Below are 17,288 nucleotides of genomic sequence, written 5' to 3'. Positions count from 1 at the left end.
TCCTATGCCCCGGTCCGGAACCATAGGATGCCCCCAATAAACTCAGCGCGGAAAAAAGGCACGGAAGGCGAGATCAGTCGATATCGATCAGCCGGTATTGCTTGTCGAACTCCAGCTTCCGTCCATTCGACAGTTTCACCTCATACTCCTTCCGGTCTTGCTCCATCTTCACGACCGATACGTCCGGGTAGTTCTGAGTAATATACGTATGAATCTGCGCCGGGATAGCCGTAGAAGGAATAGAGCCGCTGGAGACGCACTTGATCTCTTTCCATTTCCCGTTTTTATCGAATTCTATCTTATCACCGTTTACGAAGACCACGTCATAGTCCTTATCAAAAAAATCACTGTCTACCTTAGTCAAGGCAACCTTCACTTGAGAGAAGTGTTTCTGGATGAATGTCCGGGCCGTAGCCGGCAACTCATCAAATTGGATCAACCTATCATCTCCCGCCCACATCGAGACTGAACTAAAAGAGAGAGCGCAAACCAGCAACATCAATATTCGTTTCATAACTTCTTGTTTTAATAAATTAGACATTGAAAAATTAATTATAAGACAAAAATCGATAGCGAAATTGAAATTTCTCTGAAATCATAACCCGATATCAATATTTGACACAAAATAAATGCTCCCCGCCCACATAATCATACGACAGATGGAAGCCTTGCATCGCGCATATCGAATGAGCGATCGCCAATCCCAGCCCCGTCGAGCCTTCTTTCTTATGGCCTTGATAAAAACGCTCGAAAATACGGGCCCGGTCCAACGGGCCATCCTCACCCGTATTCCGTATAACGAAACGGCCGGGGCCCGAGGCAATATGTATCTGCCCTCCCTCTATGTTATGTACAAAAGCGTTCTTGATCAGGTTGGAGAAAAGGGAAGCCGCCAACGACTCGTTCATCGTTACCCTGCACACGCCTTCCTCCTCCACGGCTACAGAGATACGGCGATAGGCATACACATCCTTGAAATCCTCCACATAACGCTCTATCAACGGGTTCAACTCGATATCGGCCGTATCGATAAACTGCCCGTTGTCTATCTTGGTCAGCAGAAGCAGCGCCTTGTTCAACCTCGTTATATATTCCAGTGTCTTATGGGTCTTATAAAGTTCCTCCATCTGAGCCTCTGTCAACGAGTCGTCTTCCATCAAACCCTCCAAGCGGTTCCTGCAGATGGCCAACGGGGTCTGTATCTCGTGAGAGGCGTTCCCTATAAACTGCTTTTGCTGCTCGTACATTTTCTCGTTTCGCCCGGCGTTACGAAGTGTCGCCTCGCTCAGTTTCCTGAACTCCGTCACGGAAGAATCGATCTCCAAAGGTTTATTCTTTTTCCCGATCCGGTACGAATCCAACCAATCCAGAAGGACATATAGAGGCTTCATGCTGCGATAGAAAACCCAAGTGGTAACAGCCACCACCGTAAACAACAGGAAAACATATAAAATGATACACCAATACAAGACCGCTTCCCGCAAATCATCTTTCTCTATAGTCGGCGTAGACACGACCAGCTCATAATAACGATCATCCTTATCCCTGAATATCATCGACAAGACACGGGTATCCTCGTCCGTATAATACATATCTTTCTTTTTCTTGTACCGCTCGGCATGATCCGGGCTTACCTCCGATAAATAATACTGGCTGCTCGAGCCGTTATCCCCCGTGGGAAGCTCTTCCCCCGCCAAGACTCGCGTCATAATCTCCTCGGAATAGTCTTCCAGCGAATCATCCACCTCTTCATTGATCTCGTCCGCGATGGCCACGTAAAACAAAAAGGCCCAGACCGCCACGACAACGCTCAGAACCACCGACAAGCGAATTAATATACGATAAATCAATTTCATACCAGCCAAGAAGATCTATTCGACAACCAATTTATAGCCAAACTTGTAAACGGCCCTGATCTCTATATTAGCCCCTCCCGCCGCCAGTTTCTTACGGAGATTCTTGATCTGGGCGTATACAAAATCAAAATTATCTACCTGATCGATATGATCTCCCCACACGGATTCGGCAAGCGTGCCCTTATCGACCAAGCGACCGGGGCGATTAGCGAAATAAACCAATATATCGTATTCTTTCTTATTCAGCTCCAATTCCTTTCCTTCCACTCGTACCTGATACTTGTCGGTGAATATTTTCACGTTGCCAATATCGATGCACGCCGTCCCATTATAATGATGCCTTCGAATCACGCTCTTAATACGGGCGCTCAGCTCTGCCATATGGAAAGGCTTGGCCAGATAATCGTCCGCCCCCAAGTCTAGCCCCGACACTTTATCCTCCAAAGAATCCTTGGCGGAGATGATGATCACGCATTCTTTCTTTCCCATCCTCTTGATGCTTTCCAGCAGGGACAGGCCGTCCCCGTCCGGCAACATTATATCCAGCAAGATACAGTCATAATCGTAATCTTCCAATTTCCGTATGCCTGTGGCATAAGAAGCGGCCACCTCTACCACATACCGCTCTTTCTCCAAGAAACGTTGTATCAACTCCCTTAAAGAAGGTTCATCCTCGACTATCAAGATCTTCATAGGTTCATTCCATATTAAAGTTTATACAAAGAAACCGGATATTTCTGAAAAAGGGCTGAAATATCTATCGAAAAGAATAAAAAAACTTACTTTTGTATCCTATATTAAAAAACTTTTATGAAACTACTTTTTTTCGATCTAGAGACTACCGGCATAAAATACTGGAGAAACGGCATCCACCAAATAAGCGGGGAAATCGTAATAGATGGAGTAACCAAGGAATCCTTCAATTTCAACGTATGCCCGCATCCCCGGTGCGAGATAGAGGAAGAGGCTCTCCGCATTTGCAATGTAACCAGGGAGCAAATACAAGCTTACCCGCCCATGCAAGAGGTATATGCCCGATTAGTGAATATGCTCTCTAAATATGTGGACAAATTTGATAAAAAAGACAAGTTCTTCCTTGTGGGATACAATAACGCCTCTTTCGACAATTACTTTCTGAAAGCCTTTTTCGTACAGAACGGGGATAATTATTTTTACTCCTGGTTCTGGGTGAACTCCATAGACGTAATGGTATTGGCCACCCAGCATTTAATGCGCAAACGGCATGAGATGACAGATTTCAAGCAGGAAACAGTGGCGAGGACCTTGGGCATAAAAATAGACTCCACGAAATTGCACGACGCATCCTATGATATTCAATTAACCAAAGAGATTTACAATAAGATATCCTCTCTATCTTTTGTAGGTTGATTCATTCTTTTTATATATTATCATTTCCGACTATGGGCTGATTTAATTATCTTTACGACGTAGAATCAATTTTTATGAAGTCCGTGAAACACTGTATCCATATATTCTTCATCCTTATTATCACTCTCGTCTATACAGGTCCCTTGACTGCCCAAGAAAAGGCATATCCTAAAAACGGAGAGGGTATCATCCTTTTCCTCAAGCGTTTCAACCGTACCGGACAAACCTATCAGAAAGAGTTTATCAAACTTAATAAAGGGAAGTTTGGGAAGAACAATAGTCTACGCATGGGCGTAAAATATACCCTGCCTCCACTGAAGGCCAAGAGGAAAAGAACCGCCACGGCCAGCGCCTCCTCCGAATCTCCCGTCTCTACTCCTCGGAGGAGAAATTATCAGTCCCTATTCGGTAAGTCGCTAGCAAGCTACCAAGTCACCTCCTCCGACCTAAAGGGAGCTTGCTTCTACCTAGTCAGTGGGCACGGTGGCCCGGACCCCGGCGCAATCGGGAAAATGGGCTCTCACGAGTTGCATGAGGACGAATACGCTTATGATATCATGTTGCGTCTGGCCCGTAATCTCTTAACACGGGGAGCCAAAGTACATATTATCATTCAAGACGCGAAAGACGGGATACGAGATCAACAATTTCTCAATAACAGCAAACGGGAGACTTGCATGGGAAGCCCGATTCCATTCAATCAAGTAAGCAGGCTAGAACAACGTTGCGCCAAGATAAACACCCTAAACCGGAAAGACAAGGAAACCTATAAAAGAGCGATATTCATCCACGTAGACAGCCGTAGCAAGCACCAAAGAACGGATGTCTTCTTCTATCACAAGCCCAAAGACCAAGCCAGTAAACGCCTGGCAAAGACCATGAAATCCACATTCTCGCATAAATACAACCGCCATCAACCGGGCCGGGGATTCTCCGGTACGGTAGATGATCGTAATTTATATGTATTACGGCACACGGTTCCAACCTCTGTCTTCGTTGAGTTGGGTAACTTACAAAACCGATACGACCAACAACGATTTATCCTTAGTAATAACCGGCAGGCTTTGGCCAATTGGCTTTGCGAGGGATTTATCACGGATTACAATTATTATAAGAAGACAAAGAAGTAATAAACAGATTTTATTATCTGCAACAAGCACAAACCAAAGAGGTTTTTTATCTTTGCAAATTAAAAAATTGAACATTTTAAATATGTACCATGAGTAGTTCCTATATCTCTCCTTTCGCAAAGCCGGTTTACATCATGTTGAAACCGGTGGGTTCTGTTTGTAATTTGGCATGTGAGTATTGTTATTATCTTGAGAAAAGTAAGTTCTATCCGGATGTGAAAAATCACATCATGACGGATCAGATACTCGAAAGGTTTATCAAGGAGTATATGGAATGCCAGACTATGCAGGAAGTGTTGTTTACGTGGCACGGGGGCGAGACGCTGATGCGACCGATCAGTTTTTATAAAAAGGCCTTGGAGTTGCAGCGTAAATACGCGGGAGGACGGCAAATAGATAATTGTATTCAAACGAATGGTACTTTATTGAATGATGAGTGGTGCCGTTTTTTCAAGGAAAATAATTTCTTGGTGGGCGTATCGATCGATGGCCCGCAAGAGTTTCACGACGAATATCGTAGGAACCGGCAGGGACTCCCTTCTTTCTATAAGGTGATGAAGGGAATAGAGTTGCTGAAAAAACATGGGGTAGAATATAACGCCATGGCGGTCGTGAATGATTATAACGTGGATTATCCGCTGGAATTCTATAATTTCTTCAAGGAACTGGATTGCCGCTTCATCCAATTCGCTCCGATCGTGGAGCGTATCGGCCGGCATAAGGAAGGAACCAAGCTATCTTCTCCCGAAGAGCAAGACGCGGCGATCAAGCTTGCCCCGTTCTCGGTAGATAGCGAGAAATGGGGAGATTTCCTCTGCGCCTTGTTCGATGAATGGCTGAAAGAGGATGTAGGCAAGTTCTACATCCAATTATTCGATTCCACCTTGGCGAACTGGGTAGGCGAGCAACCCGGGGTCTGCTCCCTGGCCCGCCATTGCGGACATGCCGGGGTAATGGAGTTCAATGGCGATGTATACGCTTGCGATCATTTCGTATTCCCGGAATACAAGCTCGGGAATATCCAGACAAAGACATTGACGGAGATGATGTACAGCCCCGTGCAACAAAAGTTTGGAACGGATAAAGAGGATAAGCTCCCTACGCAGTGCAAGGAATGCGAATACCTTTTCGCTTGCCACGGGGAGTGCCCGAAGAACCGGTTCCTCCATACGCCGAGCGGAGAGCCGGGACTTAATTACCTATGTAAGGGATACCGGAAATTCTTCAAGCATGTAGCTCCTTACATGGATTTTATGAAAAAAGAGTTATTGAATCAACGTCCACCCGCAAACGTGATGGATTGGGCTAAACAACAACAACATGAATATTAACAGACGTGATTTCATTAAAACAGGAGGTATGGTTATGCTTGGGACATTAGCGGCCCCTTCCTTACTAGGAGGTTGCACCGGTAGTGAAGGTGGTAAAGCGGCCGGTATTTCATTCGCCATGGATTATTTTAAGGTGAGTGAGGAGGATTTGAGGAAGGTATTGGCGGCAGCCTTGGAGAAAGGTGGGGATTATGCCGACTTGTTTTTCGAGCACTCATACAGGAACAACGTGGGGCTACAGGATGGCGCCGTAAACCGTGCCTCGTCTAACATCGACTTCGGGATGGGCGTACGTGTATTGGCCGGCGACCAAACGGGGTATGCCTACGTAGAGAACGTCACCTTAGACGAGATGCTGAAGGCGGCCCGTACCGCCGCGCGTATCGCTACCGGATCGGCGAACACCGCCCCGATAAACCTGACGGAGAAAACGCGCGCGAATAATTTCTATGGCGTACGAACACCCTGGGACGAGATCGCCATCAACGACAAGATGCCTTTCTTGCAGAAACTGAACGATCAGATCTTCGCCAAGGATAAGCGGGTCACCAAGGTGATGGCCTCTCTGGGAGACACGACCTCCCATATCTTATTCTGCAACTCGGAAGGGCAGATTTATTACGATTATCGCCCGATGAGCGCCCTGAGCGCCGTCTGCATCATGGAGGACAACGGGAAGATTGAGAACTCATATGCGGCACGGGCTTTCCGCATGGGTGCGGAATTCCTGACGGACGACCTGATCGACGAGCTCGCTCAAGAGGCGGTGGATAAGACCTCTATCTTATTCCGGGCGATCAAGCCGAAGGGCGGGGAAATGCCCGTCGTCATGGGTGCCGGCGGTTCCGGAATCCTATTGCACGAGGCGATCGGCCATGCTTTCGAGGCCGATTTCAACCGTAAGAACACCTCTATTTTCTCCGACCAACTGAACAAGAAAGTTTGTAACGAGCATATCAACGTGGTAGACGATGGCACGATTCCTTTCAACCGGGGCTCGGTCAATATCGACGACGAGGGCGTGGACGGGCAAAAGACCTATATCGTGCGTGAGGGAGTCTTGACCAGTTACCTGCACGACCGTATCAGCGCGAGACATTACGGCATCCCTTCCACGGGCAACGGCCGGCGGGAGTCTTTCCGGCAAATGCCGATCCCCCGCATGCGCGCCACTTATATGGAGGCGGGCAACATGACGGAGGAAGAGATCATCTCTACCGTAAAGAAAGGTATCTACGCCGCCAATTTCACGAACGGGCAGGTACAGATCGGGGCGGGCGATTTCACCTTCTTCGTGAAGGATGGTTACCTGATCGAGAATGGCAAGCTCACCCAGCCTATCAAGGATATCAATATCATCGGTAACGGCCCGAAAGCGTTGGCAGACATCACGATGGTGGGTAATAATTATAAGATGGACAACGGCACATGGACTTGTGGCAAGGATGGACAGTCTTGCCCGGTGACCTGCGGTATGCCGTCGGCCTTAGTCAGCAAACTTACAGTAGGAGGAGAAAACTAATATGATAACAGACGACAATAAGAAATTGGCCGGGTGGGCCATGGAATATGCCCTGAAGAATGGTTGCCAGTCTTCGCGTGTCACGCTTTACAATGGTTCCAGCAGTTCATTTGAGATACGGGATATGAAAATAGACCGTCTGCAACAGGCATCCGAGAATAGCATGGTGATCCATTTGTTCGTGGACGGCCGTTACGGTTCCTACTCTACCAATCGCTTGGATAAGAAAGAGCTGGAGAAATTCATCAAGGATGGTATCGCCGCTACCCGTTTCCTCGCCGAAGACAAGGCCCGCACGCTGCCGGACGCTTCCTTGTATTATAAAGGCGGGGCGGCCGACTTGCGACTGATCGACCCCAACTTCGATTCCGTGCAACCGGACGATAAGGTGGCGCTGGCCATGAGCGTCTGCGAGGAGATCATGGGTAAGGACGAGCGGATCATCTCTGCCAACGCTTCCTACAGCGACGAGAAGGATTTCAAGTATATGATAGCCAGCAACGGTTTCGAAGGCGAGGCTTCGGGCTCTTCTTACGGCTTGGTGGGAAGTGTCAGTATCCGTGGGGAAGGTGACGCCCGTCCTGAGTCTTATTGGTACGACTCTTCCTTGTATTACGATGAGCTGGTGAAGACCGGTATCGGCACGAAAGCGTTGGAACGGGTGCTTCGTAAACTGGGACAGCGGAAAGTGGCGTCCGGCAAATATACCATGATCGTAGACAACATGAATTCCAGCCGCCTGCTTTCTCCGGTAATCGGGGCCATCTACGGTTCCTCCATCCAGCAGAAGAACTCTTTCTTGCTGGATAAGATCGGCCAAAAGGTAGCGAGCGACAAGATGACCTTGATAGACGAGCCTCATCTGGTAAAGGCTTCCGGCGCACGTTATTTTGATAGCGAGGGTGTCGCCACGAAACGTCTTCCGGTATTCGAGCAGGGTATATTGAAGACGTATTATATCGATACGTATTCCGCTAACAAGATGGGCGTGAAGCAAACGATCGGCTCTCCTTCGATTCTTGCCATGCGGAATGGCGATAAGGATCTGGACGGATTGATCGCCTCTATCGACAAAGGTATATTGGTGACCGGCTTCAACGGTGGAAACTGTAATAGCACGACCGGCGATTTCTCGTATGGCGTGGAAGGTTTCTTGATCGAGAGAGGCAAGCTATCCCAACCGATCTCCGAGATGAACGCCACGGGTAATATGCTCTCCCTATGGAGTAACCTAGCGGAAGTAGGAAACGATCCCCGCCTATCCTCCAGTTGGCGAATCCCTTCCTTGCTTTTCCACGGGGTTGATTTTAGCGGATTATAAATACAAGAGACAATATCCGGAAGAACAAGAAACAAAGAGACCGGAACCGCATTTAGCGGTTCCGGTTCTTTGTTTCTTCTTACGCCAAATTATAGATCGCTATAAAATGGCAAACCGTGCCCCCGAGGACGAATAAATGCCACGCGGAATGCATGTATTTATATTTATCCAGAAAGAAGAAAATCGTTCCTAGGGAATAGAACAAGCCTCCTCCTATCAACCAATACAAAACAGGCATCGAATCCGTACGCTGGAAGACATCGACCAAAGGCTTGAAAGCGATAATCACCACCCAGCTCATCAGCAGGTAACAAACCGTTTTCAGGTTGTCCTTCTTCCTCATCCGACGGAAACTAAACCATACGCCGATAACCGCGGCCAGCCAGATCGTAATAAATAATCCCCAGCCCCAGAAACCCTCGTCGCGAAGAGCCACCAAGGTGAATGGCGTATAAGTACCCGCGATATGCAAGTAAATGGCGCTATGATCCAAACGGCGCAAACGGCATTTCCGCTTGGGATCGGAAGCGGCGTGATAAAAGGTAGACGTCACATACGAGGAAGTCATACACAACGCATAAACGGCGAAACTACCGGTCACCCACGGATCACCCGTACGGAGCCCGGCGATCATCAAGACGATAATCGCCGTCAAGCCGAACAACATGCCCGCGCCATGCGTAAGCACATTCGCCACTTCCTCGCCATGAGTCTGTCTTTGTCTTCTCATCCGTCCGATCGCTACGACTATAAGGCGCTAGCCTTGAAACCGGCCTCCGATACAGCGGAAAGAATGGTCTCCGCCGGAAGATCGGTCGTTATAGTCAATGTTTTATCCGGGGATTTCAAGTCGATCGACCATGCGTCCTCATTTACCAATTTATTCAACTTAGCGCCGATAGCCGCTACACATCCACCGCATTTAGCGTTTGTCTTAAATCTTAATGTTGCCATATCTCTATTTATTATTTAAAGTTTACTCCATTTCAACCGTAAGCTGTTTAATACCACCGACACGGAACTGAAAGCCATCGCGGCGCTCGCCAACATCGGATTCAGCAACAAGCCGTTCACCGGAAACAAGATACCCGCCGCCAATGGGATTCCGATCAAGTTATAGATAAATGCCCAGAACAAATTCTGATGGATCGAGCGAACCGTTCGTCTCGACAAGCGGATCGCATCCGGCAATAACATCAAATCCGAGGTAATCAACGTGACCATCGCCACATCCATGGCGATATCCGTGCCCTTCCCCATCGCTATACTCACGTCCGCACGGGCCAAGGCCTGCGAGTCGTTGATGCCGTCTCCAACCATAGCCACTTTCTTTCCGGCGGCTTGCAAGGAACAAATATACTCCTCCTTGTCGTTCGGCAAGACATCCGCTTTATAATGACGGATATCCAGCATAGCCGCCACCGTCTCGGCGGTCCGTTTCCCATCGCCGGTCAATAAATGGACCTCGATACCCATTTCCTTCAAGGCCTCTACCGCCTCTCCCGACGTGGGTTTCAACCGATCCGAAATAGCCATCACCGCAAGCAACCCCGATTCCCGGCCGTAATAAACGATACTCTTGCCATCCTCTTCCCAGCGGACGATTTCCCGGCCTGCCTCGGGTGGAACCATCGCCTTGAAGGTCTCGAGGAAGCCTTTGCTTCCCACCCAATACGTCACGCCACGCACCTGCATGCGGATACCGCGTCCGGTCACGCTCTCGAAGTTATCGGCCTCGATCTCGGCAGCCTCCGTCCCTTTCAGCCATGAGAGGATAGCGGATGCCAAGGGATGCTCGGACTTCATCTCGGCGGTATAAAGGATATCCAGCATATCCCGGCTAGCCTCCGATATCCAGAAAGAGTCTGTCACCTCGGGTACGCCCTCGGTCAAGGTCCCAGTCTTATCCAGCACGACGGTATCCACCTTACAAAGGTTTTCCAAGGCAAAAGCGTCTTTGATCAAGATATGACGCTCGGCTCCCTTACCCATCCCGACCATCAAGGCGGTCGGCGTAGCGAGTCCCAGCGCGCAAGGGCACGCAATCACCAATACCGATACCGCCGATAAGAGAGCGTACGAGAAGTACCCGCTTCCTCCTACTGCCAGCCAGACGATAAAAGTAAGTATCGCCAACCCGACAACGATCGGTACAAATATACCACTTATTTTATCAACGATACGCTGCACGGGCGCCTTACTTCCTTGGGCGGCTTGTACCATTTGCACGATTTGCGATAATACGGTAGCGCTCCCCACCCCGGTCGCCTCCATTAGGAACGCACCCTTTTGATTGATCGTCCCGGCCAAGACCCGGTCGCCTCGTGATTTCACGACAGGAATCGGCTCGCCGCTTAACATGCTCTCATCCACGGAAGAGGAACCCTGAGACACCGTGCCGTCTACCGGGATCTTCTCGCCGGGACGGACACTGACCAAGTCTCCCACCCGCAATAACGAGATAGAGACCTCTTCCTCCTGCCCGTCTTGCACGCGACGGGCGGTTTTAGGCTGCAATCCCATCAAGCTCTTGATAGCGGAAGAGGTGCTGTTCTTCGCCCGTTCCTCCAGCAACTTGCCTAGCAAGACAAACGCTATAATCACGCCGGACGCCTCATAATAGACATGCGGCTCCAGTCCTCTCTCCCACCAAAACCGCGGATATACGGTATTGAAGAAGCTGAACAAGAAAGCGATCGAGGTACTCAACGCCACCAAGGTATCCATATTGGCGCTACCGTGCCAGGCATGGCGCAGGCCGTTCACGTAGAACGACCGCCCGAACCCGATCATGATCATCAAGGCTAGCGCCATCATGACCCAGTTGCCGCCGGGCGTATCCATAAACACCATTCCCAGCAGGGCCAGCGGAACGGAAAGCGCCCACGCCCCGATCGTATTCCGGCGTAGCTTCCGGTAATGCTCCCGTGCCATCTCCTCCTGTACCGCCGTCGGATCCTCTGCCTCCACGACCAAATCGTATCCGGCCGCCTGCACAGCCTCCTTCATTTTCTGAGGGGTGATCAAGGATGGATGATATTTGACGGAAAGCGTATTCGCCGCGAAATTCACCGATGCCTCTTCCACGCCGGGAAGCCCCTTCACCGTATTCTCCACGTTATTGGCACATACGGCACAACTCATCTCGAGAACCGGCAATATAATTGTCTCCAAATCTTTCATAGATCGTATCACCTGTTTAGTTATATATAAATTAATAACAAAGATACGATAAATATGATTGCAACAAGATTGCAAACTTTGCAAAACAGCTTTTACGTACATTAAGGAACATAGAAAATTAATAGATTTATTTGAGGAATATGACTATTATTTAACATGAAAATAGCTGATATTTGTAACAAATTTCAAACCGATCACTAAAACTTAGTAACAATATGATTTTAGACTCACTTGAAAACTCTAAACGGATTGAATGCATCCATCCGTTGTTCAAACAGGCTTTTAACTATGTTAAGTCTACTGATTTTTCAAAGATGGAAGATGGTAAATACGAGATAGCGGAGGCGGGGTTCACGGTTAGCATCGCCAGTATCTTCGGAAAGGAGAAATCGGAAGCGGCCATCGAGACTCATAGAAAATTCATCGATATCCAATTCCCCTTATTGGGTGTAGAGAAAATCGGATGGAAACCGGGGGATCAGTTGCTTGAGGAATCCGTCCCATACAACGAGGAACAAGATATCACCTTCTATATAGACAAACCTACCGCCTATACGAAAATCTACCCCGGGCAATTCGCCATTTATTTCCCGGAAGACGGACACGCCCCGGGTATCGGCCAAGGCAATATCCGAAAGGTAGTTATCAAGATTCCGGCTCAATACGATCAACACGGGGGCTGCCATGAATAACACCCAAATAATCATGCTAGGCACGGGAAACGCTATTGTTACAAAATGCTATAACACTTGCTTCATTATAAAGTCTCCCGAAACGATGCTATTGGTCGACGCAGGAGGAGGCAATGGCATATTGACGCAATTGGAGAAAGCCCGGGTAGCGTTGACCGACATACATGATATGTTTGTAACCCATGCGCATACAGACCATATCTTGGGAGCGGTCTGGATAGTAAGGATGGTTATACACCGAATGAAGAGCGGAAAATACGACGGGGCATTTAAGGTGTATAGCCATGAGAAAGCCTTAAAGGTCTTGGATGGGATATGCCGTATGACTTTGCCGGAAAAGGACCTGAGATTCCTCGGAACATCGGTCCTTTTCCATGAGGTAAGGAATGAAGACAGCTTTTGCGTGGGAGACATGGAGCTTAAATGTTTCGATATATTATCGACCAAGGAGAAACAGTTCGGCTTCCGCATGAGGTTGCCCGACAACAAAATCTTGGTTTGCCTTGGAGATGAGCCCTATAATGAGGAAAACCGCCCGTATGTGGAAAATGCCGACTGGCTGCTGTGCGAGGCCTTCTGCCTCTATAAAGATAGAGAGATTTTCAGGCCATACGAGAAACATCATAGTACGGCGCTGGAAGCCGGCATCCTGGCGAAAAAACTGAATGTCAAGAATCTGTTATTATATCATACGGAGGATGAGAATCTAAAAGCCCGCAAAAAAGCCTATGCAGAAGAAGCCCTGCAAAACTTCTCCGGCAAAGTACTTGTTCCCGATGATCTAGAGGTGATCGACACCGGACAATGATCCTTTAGCGTATAGCGTACACACGGTGTATCTCGCTAGGATCAAGCACGTCTAGTATCATGCCACGGCACATATCCATTCCAGCGATGGCGGTCATGTCTTCTTCCGTCAGCGAGAAATCCCAAATGGCAAAGTTCTCCTCTATGCGTTCTTTATGCACGGACTTGGGGATAGCGATGACTCCACGCTGAATGTGCCAGCGCAGGATAACTTGAGCGGCGGTCTTACCATACTTTCGTCCAATAGCGGTCAACCTCTCATTACCGAAGATCCCGTTTCTGCCTTCAGCGAAAGGTCCCCATGCCTGCATCCGGATGTCATACTCCTTGAGGGTTTCCAGTATTTGCGTTTGCTGGCAGAAGGGATGAGTCTCTATCTGGTTGATGGCTGGAACAATTTTCACATTCATACAAAGATCGATCAGCCGGTCTGCGTTGAAATTGCATACACCGATAGCACGGATCTTTCCCGCCTCGTAAAGTTCTTCCATCGCACGCCAAGAACCATAATAGTCTCCGAAAGGCATATGGATCAGATAGAGGTCAAGATAATCCGTACCCAGTTTTTCAAGAGTATCGGCAAACGCATGTTTCGTTCTCTCATAGCCCGTGTCGTGAATCCACACTTTACTAGCGATGAATAAATCGCTACGCAAAAGACCGCTCTCGCGGATGGCCTCGCCTACCGCCTCCTCGTTTTTATAGATAGATGCCGTATCTATCAGCCGGTAACCGGCGACGATAGCGTCGGATACCACCTGTTTACACTCCTCTAAGTCAGGTATTTGAAATACGCCAAAACCCAACGCGGGGATTTCCACCCCGTTATTCAATCTAATTGTTCGCATAATGTACCGCTTCGTTTATGGTTATTAATCGGAGAAGTAAGCCTCCCCCTTCGAATAGATATCGCAAAATTAGGCAAATACAGATCTCTCTTGTGTAGACAAATTACGGATTGTATAACCTTAATCACTGGTTTTATTTTCGTAAAAGTTTTCTAATACTTTATTCATACCATATTCACTTAATTCTCGTAAAAACTTGTTACCTTTGATGCCTAGAGAAAATAAAAGTAAGTAATATAAGAAAGATGATTTCAGAAGAATTGAAGAATGACCTGAAGATGAAATGGGATCGGATGAGAGAAGGCATGACTAAGATGGGGATGGATGCCTGCTTGCTTACCGTAGATGTAAATCTTTATTATACGACAGGACAAATTTATAATGGTTATTTTTATTTGCCGGCAGACGGTGAACCTTGGTTCTTGATTAAACGACCGAACGGACTCTCCGGCCACCAAGTGGAATATATCCGCAAGCCCGAGGATATCCCTTCCTTATTCGCGGAACGAGGGATTAAGATGCCGAAAAAACTCTTGCTAGAAGCGGACGAGTTAACTTATAATGAATACATCCGTTTGCAAAAGGTATTCCAACCGGAAGAAACAGGCAACGCCACCGCTTTCACACGGCTCCTTCGCCGGGTAAAAACCCCTTGGGAAATCGAGCAATTCCGTATCTCCGCCCGTAAACACGAGGCGACCTATAGCGAGATTCCGGAATGTTTCCACCTCGGCATGACAGACTTGGAATTTCAATACGAGATAGAGAAACGCATGCGCAAGAACGGTTCGATCGGTCTTTTCCGTGCTTTCGGGGCCAATATGGATATCTATATGGGCAGTATCCTCGCGGGGGAAAATGCAGAGACCCCGTCTCCTTTCGATTTCGCGTTGGGTGGAGGCGGCATAAACGCATCGTGTCCTTTGGGCGCCAACGGCACGTTACTGAAAGAGGGAACCGCCATCATGGTAGATATGGCCGGGAATTATACGGCTTACATGACGGATATGACCCGTGTCTTCTCCGTAGGCAAACTGACGGAAGAAGCTTACCGGGCGCATCAAGTGGCCCTTACGATACAGCAAGAGGTAGAGAACGCCGCCCGTCCGGGAGTAGCTTGCTCGGATTTATATAATATAGCGGCGAATATTGCCCAGAAAGAAGGCCTTATGGCAAATTTTATGGGAACCAAGCAGCAGGCTAAATTCGTAGGGCATGGCATTGGTATACAGATCAACGAGTTACCCGTACTTACCCCTCGTTCGAAAGAGGAGCTTTTACCCAATATGGTATTTGCCTTGGAGCCTAAATTCGTTATTCCGGGAATCGGGGCCGTGGGAATAGAGAATAGCTTCCTTGTAACGGATACCGGCGTAGAGAAGCTGACGAGATTCAACGAGGAGATTGTCTCATTAGGGAATTAGGATTCAATAGAAGATATTTATTATACATTACAAAATTAAAGCACATGAAAAAAACATTAGCTTTCCTACTTTTGCTGGCTATCATCATTATGCCGGCCAATGCTGTGGAAAAGGAAAACGTGAAACCTGTCAAGAACGTAATCCTTTTAATCCCGGACGGAACCTCGTTGGCGACGGTCTCTATCGCCCGTTGGTTGCAATGGTACCAAGATCCCGGCAAACCGAAATTGAACATCGACCCGTATTTGTGCGGAACGGTGCGCACACATTCCTCTAACGCCCCTATCGGCGACTCCGCTCCTACCACATCATGCTACATGACCGGACAGCCGAGCCGTACGGGTTATGTATCGACTTACCCGGAGAATGACGGCGATAACGATATCTACCCAACTGATCCGGCCCGTGCCTTCCAACCGTTGACTACCGTATTGGAAGCCGGTAAAATATTAAAAGGAAAAGCTACGGGATTGGTTTTCACTTGTGAGTTCCCGCACGCTACGCCGGCAGACTGTTCCGCTCATAGCTACAACCGCGGAAAATACGACTGGATCGCTCCGCAGATGGTTCATAATGATATCCAAGTCGTAATCGGCGGTGGAGCTTCTATCCTTACGAAGGATATGGAAGATTATCTATTGGCTAACGGATACAACGTATATAAAAACGACCTGAAAGGTATGCGTGCCGATAATAACCAGAAGATGTGGGCTTTATATGGCGATAAGGAAATGGCTTACGATATCGACCGTAATCCGGAAGAACAACCTTCTATCGAGGAAATGACTCGTAAGGCGATCGACAAATTATCCAAGAACCCGAATGGCTTCTTCTTGATGGTAGAAGGCAGTAAGGTAGACTGGGCCGCTCATGGTAATGACCCGGTGGGCATGGCTACTGATTTCTTGGCGTTCGACCGGGCTTGCGGAGCCGCTTTGGAATTCGCCCGGAATAACGGTGAGACTGCCGTTGTCATCGTTCCCGACCACGGCAATAGCGGTATTAGTTTAGGCAGAAGAGAATGCAAAGGTTACGATAAGTTGACGAAAGATCAATTGTTCCACCAATTCTCCTTGTATAAATTGACCGCCGAAGGTTTTGCCAACAAGTTAAACAGTGTCCCTAACTCTGAAGTGCAAGACGTATTCCGTACTTACGCTGGTTTCGAGCTGACTCCGGAGGAGATGAACGCGCTGAACAATTGCAAAGATTACAAGAATAGCCCGATACCGGAAGGCCAACGCAAACAAGAAGATAAATCCTCTATGTACAGCGGCTCATTAACCGGGTTGATGGCGCAGATCATCACTTCCCGCACTTGCTTCGGTTTCACGACCGGAGGACACACGGGCGAGGAGGTGTTCCTAGCCGCCTACCATCCGCAAGGAACCTTGCCTCTAGGTATGAACACAAATATCGAGTTGAACGAGTACTTATGCAATTTGTTCGGGCTGACACACGATAACCTGGAAGATCTTACAAGCAAGAATTTCGCCCGCCACACGGACGTGTTCAAGGATTATACCTGCGAGATCGTACCTGCCACGACAGAGAAAGGTTCTCCGACATTGGTCGTTAAGAACAAGAAAGATAAGAAAAAACAGCTAACGATCACCCCGTTCTCCAATATCGTGAAGTCCGGGAAGAAAGGCCAAGATGAGATTCGGTTAAATTCTGTCGTCGTTTATGTCGATAAAAATAACACCTTCTATCTTCCCGCAAGCTTAGTTGATTTCTTAAAATAAAATATAAAGCGGAGGTCTTTCGATCTCCGCTTTTTTTATA

General features: G+C 48.1%; 16 protein-coding genes. 9 read left to right on the top strand and 7 right to left on the bottom strand.

What is annotated here, in order from left to right:
• Window positions 1-73 precede the first annotated feature (73 nt).
• The 3 genes from Q0110_RS02690 to Q0110_RS02680 form a co-directional block, all read right to left on the bottom strand.
• Window positions 74-514 (bottom strand): PepSY-like domain-containing protein, encoded by a 441-nt coding sequence (locus Q0110_RS02690; RefSeq protein ID WP_297902001.1) that lies wholly within the window; start codon window positions 512-514, stop codon window positions 74-76.
• A gap of 94 nt (window positions 515-608) precedes the next feature.
• Window positions 609-1,856, bottom strand: coding sequence for a HAMP domain-containing sensor histidine kinase (locus Q0110_RS02685; protein WP_297901998.1), 1,248 nt, complete (start codon window positions 1,854-1,856; stop codon window positions 609-611).
• Window positions 1,857-1,871: 15 nt separating this feature from the next.
• A complete protein-coding gene (locus tag Q0110_RS02680; protein WP_297901995.1) occupies window positions 1,872-2,549 on the bottom strand; it encodes a response regulator transcription factor in 678 nt (225 codons plus the stop codon).
• Between the two features lie 117 nt (window positions 2,550-2,666).
• Between Q0110_RS02680 and Q0110_RS02675 the strand changes: the two genes are divergently transcribed.
• The 5 genes from Q0110_RS02675 to Q0110_RS02655 all read left to right on the top strand — a co-directional run bounded on the left by Q0110_RS02675 (window position 2,667) and on the right by Q0110_RS02655 (window position 8,549).
• On the top strand, window positions 2,667-3,245 hold the full coding sequence (locus Q0110_RS02675) for a 3'-5' exonuclease (protein WP_297901991.1): 579 nt from the start codon (window positions 2,667-2,669) through the stop codon (window positions 3,243-3,245).
• A gap of 74 nt (window positions 3,246-3,319) precedes the next feature.
• Window positions 3,320-4,375 (top strand): N-acetylmuramoyl-L-alanine amidase, encoded by a 1,056-nt coding sequence (locus Q0110_RS02670; RefSeq protein ID WP_297901988.1) that lies wholly within the window; start codon window positions 3,320-3,322, stop codon window positions 4,373-4,375.
• 89 nt (window positions 4,376-4,464) lie between these two features.
• Window positions 4,465-5,706: an anaerobic sulfatase-maturation protein gene (locus Q0110_RS02665; protein WP_297901983.1), complete on the top strand. Its 1,242-nt coding sequence runs from the start codon at window positions 4,465-4,467 to the stop codon at window positions 5,704-5,706.
• A complete protein-coding gene (locus Q0110_RS02660; protein ID WP_297901980.1) occupies window positions 5,696-7,228 on the top strand; it encodes a metallopeptidase TldD-related protein in 1,533 nt (510 codons plus the stop codon). The genes Q0110_RS02665 and Q0110_RS02660 overlap by 11 nt, the downstream gene beginning before the upstream one ends.
• A 1-nt stretch (window position 7,229) precedes the next feature.
• Entirely contained in the window at window positions 7,230-8,549 is a 1,320-nt protein-coding gene (locus tag Q0110_RS02655) for a TldD/PmbA family protein (RefSeq protein ID WP_297901977.1), read from the top strand.
• 79 nt (window positions 8,550-8,628) lie between these two features.
• On the opposite strand, the gene Q0110_RS02650 is transcribed toward Q0110_RS02655, so the two are convergent.
• The 3 genes from Q0110_RS02650 to Q0110_RS02640 are packed head-to-tail and all read right to left on the bottom strand — an operon-like array spanning window position 8,629 to window position 11,732.
• Window positions 8,629-9,279 (bottom strand): hemolysin III family protein, encoded by a 651-nt coding sequence (locus Q0110_RS02650; protein ID WP_297901974.1) that lies wholly within the window; start codon window positions 9,277-9,279, stop codon window positions 8,629-8,631.
• 17 nt (window positions 9,280-9,296) lie between these two features.
• Complete coding sequence (locus Q0110_RS02645; RefSeq protein WP_297901971.1) at window positions 9,297-9,503, bottom strand: cation transporter; 207 nt, start codon at window positions 9,501-9,503, stop codon at window positions 9,297-9,299.
• Window positions 9,504-9,518: 15 nt separating this feature from the next.
• The gene (locus Q0110_RS02640; RefSeq protein ID WP_297901968.1) at window positions 9,519-11,732 is read right to left on the bottom strand and encodes a heavy metal translocating P-type ATPase; all 2,214 of its coding nucleotides are present in this window, start codon (window positions 11,730-11,732) and stop codon (window positions 9,519-9,521) included.
• Window positions 11,733-11,947: 215 nt separating this feature from the next.
• Here Q0110_RS02640 and Q0110_RS02635 point away from each other — a divergent pair, with 215 nt between their 5' ends.
• The gene (locus Q0110_RS02635) at window positions 11,948-12,424 is read left to right on the top strand and encodes a YhcH/YjgK/YiaL family protein (RefSeq protein WP_297901966.1); all 477 of its coding nucleotides are present in this window, start codon (window positions 11,948-11,950) and stop codon (window positions 12,422-12,424) included.
• Window positions 12,417-13,232: an MBL fold metallo-hydrolase gene (locus tag Q0110_RS02630; RefSeq protein ID WP_297901963.1), complete on the top strand. Its 816-nt coding sequence runs from the start codon at window positions 12,417-12,419 to the stop codon at window positions 13,230-13,232. The genes Q0110_RS02635 and Q0110_RS02630 overlap by 8 nt, the downstream gene beginning before the upstream one ends.
• 4 nt (window positions 13,233-13,236) lie before the next feature.
• Here Q0110_RS02630 and Q0110_RS02625 read toward each other — a convergent pair whose 3' ends face one another.
• Window positions 13,237-14,079, bottom strand: a complete 843-nt coding sequence (locus Q0110_RS02625) for an aldo/keto reductase (protein ID WP_297901961.1) — start codon at window positions 14,077-14,079, stop codon at window positions 13,237-13,239.
• A gap of 245 nt (window positions 14,080-14,324) precedes the next feature.
• Here Q0110_RS02625 and Q0110_RS02620 point away from each other — a divergent pair, with 245 nt between their 5' ends.
• Complete coding sequence (locus Q0110_RS02620; RefSeq protein WP_297901959.1) at window positions 14,325-15,503, top strand: Xaa-Pro peptidase family protein; 1,179 nt, start codon at window positions 14,325-14,327, stop codon at window positions 15,501-15,503.
• A gap of 44 nt (window positions 15,504-15,547) precedes the next feature.
• Window positions 15,548-17,248: an alkaline phosphatase gene (locus Q0110_RS02615; protein ID WP_297901956.1), complete on the top strand. Its 1,701-nt coding sequence runs from the start codon at window positions 15,548-15,550 to the stop codon at window positions 17,246-17,248.
• Window positions 17,249-17,288 lie beyond the last annotated feature (40 nt).

Source organism: uncultured Parabacteroides sp., from assembly GCF_947855115.1.
GTDB lineage: Bacteria > Bacteroidota > Bacteroidia > Bacteroidales > Tannerellaceae > Parabacteroides.
Note: the sequence above shows the minus strand (reverse complement) of the source record. Positions and strands in the feature narration are given on the sequence as shown.

What these genes read in the sequence shown, in the direction of transcription:
- Q0110_RS02690 (WP_297902001.1), bottom strand. Translation starts at nt 514, where the DNA reads ATGAAACGAATATTGATGTTGCTGGTTTGCGCTCTCTCTTTTAGTTCA.
- Q0110_RS02685 (WP_297901998.1), bottom strand. Translation starts at nt 1,856, where the DNA reads ATGAAATTGATTTATCGTATATTAATTCGCTTGTCGGTGGTTCTGAGC.
- Q0110_RS02680 (WP_297901995.1), bottom strand. Translation starts at nt 2,549, where the DNA reads ATGAAGATCTTGATAGTCGAGGATGAACCTTCTTTAAGGGAGTTGATA.
- Q0110_RS02675 (WP_297901991.1), top strand. Translation starts at nt 2,667, where the DNA reads ATGAAACTACTTTTTTTCGATCTAGAGACTACCGGCATAAAATACTGG.
- Q0110_RS02670 (WP_297901988.1), top strand. Translation starts at nt 3,320, where the DNA reads ATGAAGTCCGTGAAACACTGTATCCATATATTCTTCATCCTTATTATC.
- Q0110_RS02665 (WP_297901983.1), top strand. Translation starts at nt 4,465, where the DNA reads ATGAGTAGTTCCTATATCTCTCCTTTCGCAAAGCCGGTTTACATCATG.
- Q0110_RS02660 (WP_297901980.1), top strand. Translation starts at nt 5,696, where the DNA reads ATGAATATTAACAGACGTGATTTCATTAAAACAGGAGGTATGGTTATG.
- Q0110_RS02655 (WP_297901977.1), top strand. Translation starts at nt 7,230, where the DNA reads ATGATAACAGACGACAATAAGAAATTGGCCGGGTGGGCCATGGAATAT.
- Q0110_RS02650 (WP_297901974.1), bottom strand. Translation starts at nt 9,279, where the DNA reads ATGAGAAGACAAAGACAGACTCATGGCGAGGAAGTGGCGAATGTGCTT.
- Q0110_RS02645 (WP_297901971.1), bottom strand. Translation starts at nt 9,503, where the DNA reads ATGGCAACATTAAGATTTAAGACAAACGCTAAATGCGGTGGATGTGTA.
- Q0110_RS02640 (WP_297901968.1), bottom strand. Translation starts at nt 11,732, where the DNA reads ATGAAAGATTTGGAGACAATTATATTGCCGGTTCTCGAGATGAGTTGT.
- Q0110_RS02635 (WP_297901966.1), top strand. Translation starts at nt 11,948, where the DNA reads ATGATTTTAGACTCACTTGAAAACTCTAAACGGATTGAATGCATCCAT.
- Q0110_RS02630 (WP_297901963.1), top strand. Translation starts at nt 12,417, where the DNA reads ATGAATAACACCCAAATAATCATGCTAGGCACGGGAAACGCTATTGTT.
- Q0110_RS02625 (WP_297901961.1), bottom strand. Translation starts at nt 14,079, where the DNA reads ATGCGAACAATTAGATTGAATAACGGGGTGGAAATCCCCGCGTTGGGT.
- Q0110_RS02620 (WP_297901959.1), top strand. Translation starts at nt 14,325, where the DNA reads ATGATTTCAGAAGAATTGAAGAATGACCTGAAGATGAAATGGGATCGG.
- Q0110_RS02615 (WP_297901956.1), top strand. Translation starts at nt 15,548, where the DNA reads ATGAAAAAAACATTAGCTTTCCTACTTTTGCTGGCTATCATCATTATG.